The organism is Pseudomonas sp. SZ57 (assembly GCF_009495975.1).
GTDB lineage: Bacteria > Pseudomonadota > Gammaproteobacteria > Pseudomonadales > Pseudomonadaceae > Aquipseudomonas > Aquipseudomonas syringae.
On record NZ_WIBD01000002.1, the window covers coordinates 47,542 to 61,578 of the forward strand.

7 protein-coding genes are annotated in these 14,037 nt (G+C 59.5%); 3 read left to right on the forward strand and 4 right to left on the reverse strand.

From position 1 onward, the window contains the following. Window positions 1–10 precede the first annotated feature (10 nt). Complete coding sequence (gene treS / locus GE543_RS00455; protein WP_046271736.1) at window positions 11–3,337, forward strand: maltose alpha-D-glucosyltransferase; 3,327 nt, start codon at window positions 11–13, stop codon at window positions 3,335–3,337. Continuing rightward, window positions 3,334–5,559, forward strand: a complete 2,226-nt coding sequence (glgB, locus tag GE543_RS00460; RefSeq protein WP_153220128.1) for a 1,4-alpha-glucan branching protein GlgB — start codon at window positions 3,334–3,336, stop codon at window positions 5,557–5,559. The genes treS and glgB overlap by 4 nt, the downstream gene beginning before the upstream one ends. Window positions 5,560–5,589: 30 nt before the next feature. Here the strand turns inward: glgB and GE543_RS00465 are convergent, their stop codons facing one another. Together GE543_RS00465 and GE543_RS00470 are read right to left on the reverse strand one after the other, a co-directional pair. Then, complete coding sequence (locus tag GE543_RS00465; protein WP_153220129.1) at window positions 5,590–8,316, reverse strand: autotransporter outer membrane beta-barrel domain-containing protein; 2,727 nt, start codon at window positions 8,314–8,316, stop codon at window positions 5,590–5,592. Window positions 8,317–8,562: 246 nt separating this feature from the next. Beyond that, window positions 8,563–9,747 carry an MFS transporter gene (locus GE543_RS00470; protein ID WP_178118518.1) on the reverse strand — a complete coding sequence of 395 codons (1,185 nt, stop codon included), beginning with the start codon at window positions 9,745–9,747 and terminating at the stop codon, window positions 8,563–8,565. 164 nt (window positions 9,748–9,911) lie between these two features. Here GE543_RS00470 and GE543_RS00475 point away from each other — a divergent pair, with 164 nt between their 5' ends. After that, window positions 9,912–11,045, forward strand: coding sequence for a lactonase family protein (locus GE543_RS00475; protein WP_153220133.1), 1,134 nt, complete (start codon window positions 9,912–9,914; stop codon window positions 11,043–11,045). Between the two features lie 63 nt (window positions 11,046–11,108). Here the strand turns inward: GE543_RS00475 and GE543_RS00480 are convergent, their stop codons facing one another. Together GE543_RS00480 and GE543_RS00485 are read right to left on the reverse strand one after the other, a co-directional pair. Then, window positions 11,109–12,698 carry an ABC-F family ATPase gene (locus tag GE543_RS00480; RefSeq protein ID WP_032698500.1) on the reverse strand — a complete coding sequence of 530 codons (1,590 nt, stop codon included), beginning with the start codon at window positions 12,696–12,698 and terminating at the stop codon, window positions 11,109–11,111. Between the two features lie 374 nt (window positions 12,699–13,072). Further along, complete coding sequence (locus tag GE543_RS00485) at window positions 13,073–13,909, reverse strand: hypothetical protein (RefSeq protein ID WP_003410330.1); 837 nt, start codon at window positions 13,907–13,909, stop codon at window positions 13,073–13,075. Window positions 13,910–14,037 lie beyond the last annotated feature (128 nt).

Genomic DNA, 14,037 nt, shown 5'->3' on the forward strand with positions numbered 1-14,037 from the left:
GGAGTCAATAATGGCCAAGAAGCCCGGTGACGCGACATTTATCAAAGACCCGCTCTGGTATAAGGATGCGGTGATTTATCAGGTTCACGTGAAATCGTTCTTTGATTCCAACAACGACGGAATCGGCGATTTCGCGGGCCTGATCGAAAAGCTCGACTACATTGCCGCGCTGGGCGTCAACACCATCTGGTTGTTGCCGTTTTATCCGTCGCCGCGCCGGGACGATGGCTACGACATTTCCGAATACCGCGATGTGCACAGCGACTACGGCACCATGGCCGATGCCAAGCGTTTCATCGCCCAGGCACACAAGCGCGGCCTGCGAGTGATCAGCGAGCTGGTCATCAACCACACGTCCGACCAGCATCCGTGGTTCCAGAAAGCCCGCAATGCCAAGCCCGGTTCCAAGGCGCGGGATTTCTATGTGTGGTCGGACACTGATCAGAAGTACGACGGTACGCGGATCATCTTTCTCGATACCGAGACGTCCAACTGGACCTGGGACCCGGTTGCCGGCCAGTACTTCTGGCACCGTTTCTACTCCCACCAGCCGGACCTGAATTTCGACAATCCGCACGTGCTGGATGCGGTACTGGAAGTCATGCGCTTCTGGCTGGATCTGGGCATCGACGGTCTGCGTCTGGATGCCATCCCGTACCTCATCGAACGCGACGGTACCAACAACGAGAACCTGCCGGAAACCCATCAGGTGCTCAAGCGCATTCGGGCCGAGATCGACGCGAACTACCCGGACAGGATGCTGCTTGCCGAGGCCAATCAATGGCCGGAAGACACCCAGCTGTACTTTGGTGACAGCAAAGGCCCAGATGGCGATGAATGCCATATGGCTTTCCACTTTCCATTGATGCCACGCATGTACATGGCGCTGGCCCAGGAAGATCGTTTTCCCATCACCGATATTTTGCGGCAGACGCCGGAAATTCCGGAAAACTGCCAGTGGGCGATTTTCCTGCGTAACCACGATGAACTGACCCTGGAAATGGTCACCGATCGTGAGCGCGATTATCTGTGGAATTACTACGCGGCCGACCGCCGTGCACGGATCAACCTGGGCATCCGTCGGCGCCTGGCACCCCTGGTGGATCGCGACCGTCGCCGGGTGGAGTTGCTGAACAGCATGCTGTTGTCGATGCCCGGCACACCGACGCTGTACTACGGCGACGAGATCGGCATGGGCGATAACATCTACCTGGGCGACCGGGACGGTGTGCGCACGCCCATGCAGTGGTCCATCGACCGCAACGGCGGCTTTTCGCGCGCCGACCCGGCGAGCCTGGTGTTGCCACCGATCATGGACCCGATGTACGGCTTCCAGTCGGTCAACGTCGAAATCCAGGAACGTGACCCGCATTCGCTGCTCAACTGGAACCGCCGCATGCTCGCCGTGCGCAAACAGCAGAAGGCCTTCGGGCGTGGCACGCTGAAAATGCTCTCGCCGTCGAACCGCCGTATTCTGGCTTATACCCGCGAGTACACAGCACCTGACGGACACAGTGAAGTGGTGTTGTGTGTCGCCAACGTTTCCAGCGCCGCCCAGGCTGCAGAGCTTGAGCTGTCTGCCTATGCAGGCACGGTGCCGGTGGAAATGCTCGGTGGCAGCGCTTTCCCGCCCATCGGCCAGTTAAGCTATCTGCTGACGCTGCCGCCGTACGGTTTTTACTGGTTTTTACTGGCTTCGGAGAATCAAATGCCCAGTTGGCACGTTGAACCCGCGCAGAGCATGCCGGACTTCCCGACTCTGGTGCTCAAGAAGCGTCTGGAAGAGTTGCTCGAAGAGCCACTGCGCAGCACCATGGAAAACACCTCGCTGGCGGTCTACCTGCCTAAACGGCGCTGGTTCGCGGGCAAGGACAAGGCAATCGAGAAGGTCAGCATTGCCTACGCCGTGCGCTTCGGCGATGAAGCGCATCCGGTATTGCTCAGCGAGATAGAAGTCACCGCAGGCGGGCAGACCGATCGCTATCAATTGCCGTTCGGCTTGCTGGCTGAAGACGACATCAGCAGTGCATTGCCGCAGCAGCTGGCGCTCGCCCGAGTACGTCGCAACCGCGATGTCGGGTTGATCACGGATGCATTCACCCTGGAAACCTTCATTCGTGCCGTGATTCAGGGCATGCAGTCGGATACCGTCATACCGTGTGCCGACGGCGAGTTGCGTTTCGAGCAAAGTTCGCAGCTGGCACCCCTCGGCCTGAACGCTGAGTCGGAAGTGCGCTACCTGTCTGCCGAGCAATCGAACAGTTCGGTAGTGGTGGGCAGCAGCCTGGTGCTCAAGCTGATTCGCAAAGTCAGCGCCGGGACGCACCCCGAGCTGGAAATGGGCGCGTTCCTGACCCAGGCCGGCTTCAAAAACATTTCACCGCTGCTGGGCTCTCTGGTACGCGTCGGCAAGGACGGTCAGCCTAATCTGCTGATGATCGCCCAAGGGTATCTGAGCAATCAGGGCGATGCGTGGGAATGGACCCAGAACAATCTCGAGCGTGCGGTACGTGACGAGTTGGCACACGGTGTTTCCGGCCAGGAACAGCATTACAACGCGTTGCTCGAACTCGCGGACTTCTCGCGCAGCCTTGGCCAGCGTCTGGGTGAGATGCATCAGATCCTCGCGTCGCCCACCGACAATGCGGATTTTGCCGTAGAAGTCACCAGCAGCCAGGACAGCAAGGCCTCCGGGGCCAGCGTCAACGCTCAGCTCGAGCGCGCCTTGCAATTGCTGGAACAGCGCATCGGCGAGCTGGAGCAGGACGATCAGCAACTGGTCAAAGACTTGCTCGCGCAGCGCAAGCAGATCCGTCAGCGCGTCGAAGGCCTGGCCAGGCGCTCGGCCGGTGGCCTGCGCATTCGTGTGCATGGCGATCTGCATCTGGGGCAAGTATTGGTGGTCAAAGGCGATGCCTACCTGATCGATTTCGAGGGTGAGCCGGCCCGCGCACTTGAAGAGCGCCGTGCCAAGCACAGCCCGTTCAAGGATGTCAGCGGTGTCCTGCGCTCCTTTGATTACGCAGCGGCCATGGCTGTACGCAGTGCGCAGAGCGTCGACACGTCTCCCGAGGCTGCCGGGGCGCGCAAACGTGTGGCCGATACCTACCTGGCGCAGGCGCGAGAAACCTTCATCGAAGGTTATCGCTCGGCGACCACCGGCATGGCGCATGCCTGGAAAGATGCGAAAGGGGAGGACGCTGCACTCGAGCTGTTCACCCTTGAAAAAGCTGCTTATGAAGTGATCTACGAAGCCGAGAACCGCCCAGCCTGGCTGGCCGTTCCCTTGCAAGGCTTGCGTGGACTGCTGCAACCGTCTGATGGAGAGTCAATATGAATGCGCCTGACAAAGCCGGCACGCGCCACCGCGCGATTCCCGCTGCTGTGGACCTCGACGCGCTGATCCGTGCTGAACACCGTGACCCGTTTTCTATTCTCGGCCCGCATGGCGATGGTGGCAGCGGGCAGTTCGTCCGCGCCTATCTGCCCGCAGCCTTGAGTGTCCGCCTGCTGGCCAGGGATGACGGTCGCGAACTGGGCGAGATGGAAATGAGCGACGTGCCGGGGTTTTTCGTCGGCCACCTCGAGCACCCACAGCCTTACCTGCTGAAAATCAACTGGGCCGGCGGTGAACAGATCACCGAGGACCCCTACAGCTTTGGCCCGCTGCTGGGCGAGATGGACCTCTACCTGTTTGCCGAGGGTAATCATCGCGACTTGAGCAACTGTCTGGGCGCGCAAGTCACCAGCGTCGATGGCGTGGACGGTGTGCGTTTTGCGGTCTGGGCGCCCAATGCGCGTCGTGTTTCTGTGGTTGGCAGCTTCAACAGCTGGGATGGGCGTCGCCATCCCATGCGCATGCGCCACCCGACCGGGGTATGGGAGATTTTCGTCCCGCGCCTGCAGCCCGGCGAGGTCTACAAGTACGAGATCCTCGGTGCTCACGGTATTCTGCCGCTGAAAAGTGACCCGATGGCCCTGGCCACCACACTACCGCCCGATACTGCGTCGAAGATCTCTGCGCCGTTGCAGTTCCAGTGGAGTGACCAGGAGTGGATGCAATCCAGGGCAGGCCGTCACGAAGTCAGTGCACCGTTATCGATCTACGAGCTGCACGCAGGCTCTTGGCAAATGGAGCAGGTCGACGACAATCAATGGCGGCAGTACAACTGGCGTGAACTGGCTGACCGCCTGATTCCTTACGTCAAGGAGCTTGGCTTCACGCACATCGAGCTGATGCCGATCATGGAGCACCCGTTCGGTGGTTCGTGGGGCTATCAGTTGCTGGCCCAGTTCGCGCCAACTGCCCGTTACGGTTCGCCGGAAGATTTCGCCTTCTTCATCGACTCCTGCCACCTGAACGAAATCGGCGTCATTCTTGACTGGGTTCCGGCGCATTTTCCGACCGATACCCACGGACTGGCGCAGTTCGACGGTACTTGCCTGTATGAGTACGCCGACCCCAAGGAAGGCTTCCATCAGGACTGGAACACCCTGATCTACAACCTGGGACGCACCGAGGTTCATGGCTTCATGCTGGCCTCGGCACTGCACTGGCTCAAGCATTACCATATCGACGGTCTGCGCGTGGACGCGGTGGCGTCGATGCTGTATCGCGACTATTCGCGTAATGCGGGCGAATGGGTACCGAATCGCTTCGGCGGCCGCGAAAACCTCGAGGCCATCGACTTCCTGCGTCATTTGAACGACGTGGTTGCACTGGAAGCCCCCGGGACCATGGTGATTGCCGAAGAGTCGACTGCGTGGCCGGGCGTCAGCGAGCCGACCCAGCAGGGTGGGCTTGGCTTCAATTACAAGTGGAACATGGGCTGGATGCATGACTCGCTGCAGTACATGGAAGAGAACCCGCTCTACCGAGAGCATCACCATGGCATGCTGACCTTTAGCCTGGTGTATGCATGGTCCGAGCGTTTTGTACTGCCTATTTCCCACGACGAAGTGGTGCACGGCAAGCATTCGCTGATCGACAAGATGCCGGGTGACCGCTGGCAGAAATTCGCCAACCTGCGCGCCTATCTGTCCTTCATGTGGACGCACCCCGGCAAGAAGCTGCTGTTCATGGGCTGCGAATTCGGCCAATGGCGCGAGTGGAATCACGACAGGGAGCTGGACTGGTACTTGATGCAATATGCCGAGCACGTGGGCGTAAAGAACCTGGTCGGCGACCTGAACCGCCTTTATCGAGAGGAAAAGGCGCTGCACGAGCGCGATGCAGACCCTGCCGGCTTCCAGTGGCTGGTCGGCGATGACAGCGCCAACAGCGTGTTTGCGTACCTGCGCTGGAGTTACGACGGCGAGCCGCTGCTGGTGGTCGCCAACATGACCCCGGTGCCGCGCCTGGACTACCGTCTCGGCGCGCCGATGCGAGGTGCCTGGACGGAGCTGCTGAACAGTGACGCAGAAACCTACGCAGGCTCCAACTTTGGCAACGGTGGCGAGGTCATGACCGAAGCCGAGCCGGCGCATGGAATGGAGGATTCGCTGGTGCTGAATCTGCCACCACTCGCGGTGCTGATTCTCAAGCCGAAGAAAGACTGACCAAGGCGCGTCCCCGCGCTGACGGTCGCATCACCACACCAGCCTGAACCCCAGGCTGGTGTTCACCCCCTCCGCTCCATGCTCGTCCAGATCACCCAGGTAATCAGCGCTCCAGTGCAGGCTGGCGTTGCTGCTCAATGTCGCTACCATCCCTGCGCCGATACTGCCCGTCGTTGACCGATGCGCGGTTCTTATCTGCTCTGCGTGATCGAAGGTCAGCGTGTCATGGCCGTCTTTGGTGTGCCAGAGGTTGGCGCGCAGATAAGGCTCTATCGGTACGCTGCTCACTTGATAGTGTCCCTTGAAGCGCACGCCGATGCGCCCTGTGGTGTAAGCCTGACTGTCGAACCCGAGATGGGCAATGCCGTCATCCTGATCCTGCAGGTCTACGCGTTGGTAGATGATCTGTAACTGCGGCTCGGCAACCCAGCGCTGTGACAGCGGCAGCGGATAACCTGTCTCGACAGACAGGCTCATGACGTGGCCTTCAGTGTCGATACCGATGCCCCTGACAGAGCGGCTGCGGCCATCCAGGCGTGTGCCCATCGCCACTGCGTCGACGTATCCGCCATTCGGTGTGGTCAGCGTCCAGTAGGCGCCCAGGCTCTCGCCCTGCAGTTTCAGATGCCCTGTCTGGTAGTCGCTGAAACCTTCTGCAAAACCCTTCACCTTGCCGTCCAGACGGTTATGCGCGACGAACAGGCCGATGCGCTGAGTCTGCCCGCTGTCCTGTTGCCAAACATACAGGTCGTGGCCTATCTGATAACCCTTGAATGAAGCGTCCAGGCCAGGGCTCACGTCTCCCGACCAGCGTTGTCTGAAGTCACTGCCGAACACGCGTGCCCAACCTGCCGACGTCGTGCCGTTTTGCGTCAGCAAGGCTTGATCACCCTGACGCTCATGAAAGGTACCCAGTGAGCTCAAGGCCAGGATCGCAGCGGTGGGCGCCACCACGGAGTAGTTGGCGACCTCGGGTCGGTACAACGCGATGGGCGCGGCTCCGCGAACGGGTTCAGGCAGTGGCGGGGTACCGATGGCGGGCACTGGCAGTGTGACTGCTGGCGTGACAGGGGGAGGGCTGTTCGGCTCAGGCTCAGGCTCAGGGTTTGGGGGAGGGGCAGGTACAGGTACAGGTACAGGTACAGGTTGTGGTGTGGGTGCAGGTTCGGGCTCAGGCTGAGGTGTAGGTGTAGGTGTAGGTGTAGGTGTAGGTATAGGCTCGGGAACAGGAACAGGTGTTGGCAGTGGAGTTGGCTGCGCAGGTTCCGGGGTGGGCTCGACAGGGGCAGGCGCTGGCGGAGCAATCACCGCAGAGCGTAGAAACCAGCTGTTCTCAGAGCCGGCAGTGGCGCCGCCCTTGAACAGGTAATACTGATACGCACCTGCAGACAGCGGGTTTTGCAACGAAAAGGCACTGCTTTCGCTGGTTGCACCATTGATGGCTTGTACCACTTCGATGCCATTGCCACGGGTCAGGGCGCCCAGACCACCCGAGTTGCTGACGATCATGCGTGTGGAACCACTGATACGACCCTGTGCCACTACCAGTCGGTCGCTGGCGGATGCATCATCGCCCAGTGCCGAGAGCAACAGCAGCCGCCCGTTCTGGCCGGTGTAATTGCCGGTGACGGTCAATGTGCCAGTGAGCGAACGGCCAGCATCGCTGACGTCCAGTGTTCCGGCATTCTCAAGTGAGGCAAGGGATCCGGCGCTGAAGGGCGCAATGCTGCCCGAGGTCGAGAGCAGCGTACTGGTGGAATCGATATTCAGAACGCCGGTGTTACTCACGTTGTCACCAAGCACCAGCGTGCCGGCCAGATTCAGCTGCGAGCCGTTGCTTACGTTGAACGTTTCCCAGTTGGCATAGCGACCCGGCTGCGACGATACGGTGTTATCGAAGGTCAACACGTCGTTGCCCGGGCCGCCGTCGAGCAGCGGGTTGGCGCTCAGGTAGTATTCGCTCAGGTTGTACAGGCGTGCCGTATCGTTGCCGTCAGCCATCAACACGTTGCTGCGTGCGTAACCGCCGTTCAGCCAGTTGAAAGTGTCATTGCCAACGCTGGTGCGAACTTCGCCGCGAATCTCGCCGCCACTGAGGGTGACCTGATCGTCGCCGCCACTGACGCTGACATTGCCGCCAACAATGCCGCCCGACAAGGTGATCGTGTCCCGGCCAAAGCCGGTGACCAGGTTGTTGATGATAGTGCCACCGGACATCTCGAATACATTGTTGTCCAGCTTCATGTCCACGCGACCGATGCTGCCACCGGTCATCACCGCCACGTCGCCATCCTCGAACGCGCGGGTGATGGTGCCGCCTGTCATCAGAAAGGTATCCCGACCATCACCCTGGGCCAGAGCGCCCAGCGTGCCGCCGCTCATGACAAAATCGTCGGGATCATCGCCCTGGTTCAGATCGCCGCTGACCTCACCTGTGGAGAGTGTGAAGCGGTCGATCCCCGCCCCTTGGGTGACGTTGCCCAGAATGCGCCCCGACTGCATGTCCACGCTGTCCCTTCCCGGACCGAACAGGATATTGCCGGACACAGTGCCCGTTCCGCCCAGCGGAAAGATCAGCACGTGGTCGCCGCTGAGCGCGCTAAACGGCCCGCTGCTGCCGCTGTCACAGACCTGAACGCCTGCCGATGCCAGGGAGGAAAGGCTGCAGGCGCCTTCGGCCCAGGAAGGGATGATTGCCAGTATCACCACCGGCAGCACGTTGCAGGGGTGGTACAGATGAACACAACGGATCTTCATGACAGCACTCCCGTCCAGGCAGCAGGGAGGCAATCGAGAGGCCAGACTGCTACGCAAAGCGGCGTCACGCCAAGGCGGGCGACGAACACTTTGCAAGCCTGTTTCGAGGCTCGCAGTATCAAGTCAAGAAGTCGTTGCCGGATGCGTCAAGAAGTTGACCGACCGATGGCAGGATTTAAGCTTTATCTACTAACTATTGGAACTACAAGTGAAAAGCTTATGCAGCAAAGGTACTGTTGCGGCCAATCACTCCGCTTGAGCCGCGCGCCGCGACAACCAGATTGTCAGGGCCAGCGCGCAAACCGATAGCAGGGCGGCGTAGAAAAATATCCAGTCATAGCCCTGGCCCAAGGCAATCGCACCCATCACCGGACCTGCGATTGCCAGTGCCAGGTCGAAGAACACCGCGTAGGCGCTCAGGCCTGCGCCGCGGCTAGGGGTGGGCACGCGCTTGATGGCCTCTACGCCGAGCGCCGGGTAGACCAGCGACAGCCCCACGCCGGTCAGTCCGGCCCCTGCAAGGGCAACGCCGCTGCTCGGAGAAAGCCAGAGCATCAACAGCCCGCAGATTTCTACCGCCATGCACAGGATGGCCGCGTTGTAGCCGCCCAGCCGATTGATCGCACCGATGAACAGCAGGCGGGCGAGGATAAAGCACACACCAAACATGCTCAGGCAATAGGCCGCGCCTTCCCAGCCACGATTCAGATAGAACAGGGTGATGAAGGTGGTCAGCGTGCCATAGCCGATCGACGATAGCGTCAGGCCCAGACCGTAGGGTGCGATCCGGCCAAACACCGACCAGTAGGGCAGGCGCTCACCGACAATGATGGGCACCGACGGCTTGTCGCGAATCAGCCTCAGTGCCAGCCCGGCCATTACCATCATGGCAATACCCAGGCTGTTGAAGCCTATGCCGTCGATAACCACTACGCCCAGCGGTGCACCGATGGCAATCGCACCATAGGACGCAATACCGTTCCACGAGATTGAGCGGGCAGTATGCTCCGGGCCGATCTTGCCGATGCACCAACTGATGGTGCCGACCCCGATAAGCCCCTGAGCGACCCCAAGGAAAAGCCGCGCGACGACGAGAATCGACAGGCTCAGCGTGGCGAATTCGTGCAGCAGTGTGGCCAGCAAGGTCATGCTGCCACTGATGACGATGCCCCAGAGTCCGAACACGATGGAGCGCTTGCTGCCCAGCGTATCTGTGGCACGGCCGGCGAAAGGTCGGCTGAGCAGGGTGGCGAGGTACTGCGAGGCTATGGCCAGACCGGCAATCAGCGGGCTGAAACCCAACTGGTCATGAACATAGCCGGGTAATACCGCGATAGGCAGGCCGATGCACAGGAAGGCGATGAACGTGTAGAAGACGATGGAGACGATCTGCAGGGTAATCGTCATGGAACCGGGGTGTGCGGCAGGCATTGGGCTCTTCGCTGGCGGGCGGTGGGAGTGCCTCATCATGGCGTGCGTCGTGGATAAATGAAAGCAGGCTAACGGTATTATGCGGGTTGGTTATCAGACAGTTGCCGTTGTGAGGAGATGCTCATAGGATGACTGATCACATCACAATAATAAAAAGGTTCGTCATGAAAAATATTCTGTTGCTGGCCGCTGCAGTCGGTTGTTCATTCGGCCTGAGTGCCCAGGCAGCCACCTTCGCCTACATTTCCAGCCCCACTGACGGGCTGATCTCTCAATACCGTCTGGACGAGAAGAGCGGGGCGCTCAGCCTGGTCGAACAAACCAGGGCGGGTGATCAGGTCAATCCAATGGCCATCACGCCGGATGGCAAAGCGTTATTCGCCGCGTTGCGCGCCAAGCCGTATCAAGTGCTGAGTTTCAGCATCGAGCCTGGCACCGGACACCTCAAACCGCTCAGTCAGGCGCCGCTGGCCGAGAGTCTGGCGTACCTGTCTACCGATCGCAGCGGACGCTTCTTGTTTGGTGCGTCCTATGGCGCCGACTTGCTCAGCGTCCAGCCCATCGATGCGCAGCACCGCCCGAGCGACAGTATTCAGACTTACAAGACCGGCATGCATGCGCATTCAGTGCGTACCGATCCGAGCAACCGGTTTGTGTACGCTGGCAACCTGGGCGTCGATCGTGTGCTGCAATACCGACTGGAGCCCAAGGACGGCAAGCTTGACCCCATCGGCGAGGGCTATGTCGCCGTTCCCGAGAATACCGGCCCGCGCCACCTGGCCTTTTCGTCCGATGGCAAATTTCTGTATGTCGTCGGCGAAATGAGTGGCACCGTCACGGCCTTCGCGATCAATCAGAAAACCGGTGCGTTGAAGCAGACCAGTCAGGCAGACGGTATTCCCAAACGCTTGAATCTGGCGCCGGGACAGGCCCGCGATGCGCGCAACAACGATCTCAAGGATGATCCGACGCCGCGCATATGGGCTGCGGATATTCGCCTCGCGCCGAACGAAAAATGGCTGTTCATCAGTGAGCGCACCAGCAGCAGCGTGTCGGTGTTCAAGGTGGAGCCCACCAGTGGCGAGGTGGCGTTCGTTGACAATTACCCCGTTCAGGAAAAGCAGCCGCGCAACATCGCGGTGTCGCCCAATGGGCGCTGGTTGCTGGTGAGTGGCGAGAAAAGCGACAAGGTGGGCAGTTACGCCATAGGCGAGAAGGGTGCCTTGCAACGGGTCAGCGAAGCACCCTCGGGCAAGGGTGCGCTGTGGATTGAAATGCTCAGCCAGCCGAGCGAATAAGCGCTCTGAAACTAAAAAGCCCTGTCACAAGACAGGGCTTTTTACTATTGCGGGCTGACAGGCTTAGAACGTAACGCCCTGGCTACGCAGGTAGTCGTCATAGGTGCCGCTGAAATCGACCACGCCACTTGGGCTGAGTTCGATGATGCGGGTCGCCAGCGAGGACACGAACTCGCGGTCGTGACTGACGAAAATCAGTGTGCCTGGATAGTTTTCCAGCGCCAGGTTCAGCGACTCGATGGATTCCATGTCCAGGTGGTTGGTCGGTTCGTCCATCACCAGCACGTTGGGCTTTTGCAGGATCAGCTTGCCGAACAGCATGCGGCCCTGTTCACCACCGGAAATCACCTTCACCGACTTGAGGATCTCGTCGTTGGAGAACAGCATGCGGCCCAGGGTGCCACGTACCAGTTGCTCGCCGCCCTGAGTCCACTGACCCATCCAGTCGAACAGGGTGGAGTCATCCTCGAAATCGTGAGCATGGTCCTGAGCGTAATAGCCGATTTCCGCTGCGTCGGTCCACTTGACCGTGCCGGCATCCGCCTGCAACTCGTTGACCAGGGTGCGCAGCAGGGTGGTCTTGCCGATGCCGTTCGGGCCGATGATGGCCACACGCTCGCCGGCTTCGACCTGGAAGCTGAAGTCCTTGAACAGAGTTTTGCCGTCGAAGCCTTTGGCCATGCGATCGACGATGACTGCCTGACGGTGCAGCTTCTTGGTCTGCTCGAAACGAATGAACGGGCTGACACGGCTGGATGGCTTGACCTCGGCCAGCTGGATCTTGTCGATCGCCTTGGCTCGGGAGGTGGCCTGCTTGGCTTTCGAGGCGTTGGCCGAGAAGCGGCTGACGAACGATTGCAGTTCGGAAATCTGCGCTTTCTTCTTGGCGTTGTCGGACAGCAGCTGCTCGCGGGACTGGGTCGCCACGGTCATGTACTCGTCATAGTTGCCCGGGAACAGACGCAGCTCGCCGTAATCCAGGTCGGCCATGTGCGTGCACACGCTGTTCAGGAAGTGACGGTCGTGGGAGATGATGATCATCAGGCTGTTACGCTGGGTCAGGATGTTTTCCAGCCAGCGAATGGTGTTGATGTCCAGGTGGTTGGTCGGTTCGTCGAGCAGCAGCACTTCCGGATCGGAGAACAGTGCCTGCGCCAGCAGAACGCGCAGCTTCCAGCCCGGCGAGACTTCACTCATCGGGCCGTTGTGCTGTTCGATGCCGATACCCAGACCCAACAGCAGTTCACCGGCGCGGGATTCGGCGGTGTAGCCGTCCATTTCGGCAAACTCGGTTTCCAGCTCGGCAACGGCCATGCCGTCGTCTTCACTCATTTCCGGCAGCGAATAAATGCGGTCGCGCTCGGCCTTGACCTTCCACAGCTCTTCGTGACCCATGATCACGGTGTCGAGCACCGTGAACTCTTCATAGGCGAACTGATCCTGGCGCAGTTTACCCAGACGCACGTTCGGCTCCAGCATCACCTGCCCACCCGAAGGCTCGAGATCGCCACCGAGGATTTTCATGAACGTGGACTTGCCGCAGCCGTTCGCGCCAATCAGGCCGTAACGGTTACCGGCGCCAAACTTGACCGAGACATTCTCGAACAAGGGTTTGGGGCCGAACTGCATCGTGATGTTAGCTGTGGAGATCAATTACTTTACCTATCAATAACGTGGGCAATAACCGGGGGAGCGCTGGCGTCAGCAGGTGTGGTGTTCAGGACCCCACCCAAGCTGTTCAGTCCGCTCCGTCCGAGCATGAGCTGACCCAACGGGCATACGTCTACAACAACGGCAGCCTGCCACGACTGCGTTGCCGGGATATGAATGTGGGGGTTCACGCCAGACATTGGCGCGCATTGTCGCATAGGTCGGGCGGCAGTGACATGGTGGGCGGCAGGGGATTGCCGAGTTTAATGGGTCGGGGCAGGGCTGGCGTCTGTTTCAGCACCCTTCGCCGCGGGCAACTGTGGATGCCTTAAGACAAGCAGGCTGTGTTGCTGACAGCACTCTGTGATGGCGAAATACTATTGTTGAGCTTCGCCGCTGACTTTATGGCGAACTTCATCAAGGCTCAACTTGGGAATCACCTCATGCGGCACTCGCGAGCTCTCGGAGACATTGAATACCTGAAAGTCGCTGCCGACGACCTGCTTCGACATCAGTTCCAGCGAAGGAAGAATTCTTGATTCGTAATGCTGGTCCAGACCGCAGGGTGAGCAATTGTCGCCGGATGATTCATAGAATCGGCCCACGGACTGATTCATATCGAAGCCGACCAGAAAGACGTTGTCGAAACCAAGGTGATAGGACAGTTGCAGCGCCAGATACATGACAGTCCGGGCGTCGAAAAAACCAAGTTCCAGGTCCTTGCTGAAACCGATATCCCGGCTTCTGCTACTCCACAACGAGAGTTTTCTGACCAGTGCGTCCTCTCGCGAGCACAGTGCCGCCACCGTCGACAATCTGGGCGATTTCTTCAATGCATAAGCGCGTCCGGAAGGTCTTGGAATGTCACCGCTAAACTGATCTTCCCAAAGGCCTACATTCTCGCTGGAGCGCATTGCAGCGGCGAACAGCTCAGGCTGCTGGTTGGGGAAATCCCTGTCGGAGCAGACGTAGAACAACGGTTTTATGCTCGTGCCTGCGAACATCGAGAACGCGCCGTTCATGGTAATCATGGGGATGTGCGAGAACTCTTTGATCGGGAAATTCTTTGCTGATTTCCCAGAGCCAATCAGGAAGACCGGCCCTTTTTTAGTGCCCTTGCATTGGCTGAAATCAAGCACACGCGTAGGTTGAGGCATGTGCTCGTCAACAGCATTGCGTACGTAGCGCGTCGAATGAATTGATTGACTAGTCATGACAACCTTGTAAGCACTAGTGGCAAATTAGTTAGGGCATTTCACGCGCAACATTATCGGCTGGTGGCCATTAATTCAACATCAAAAAGTCTAAAAAGAGTATCACACTGGAAACAACTGACTACACG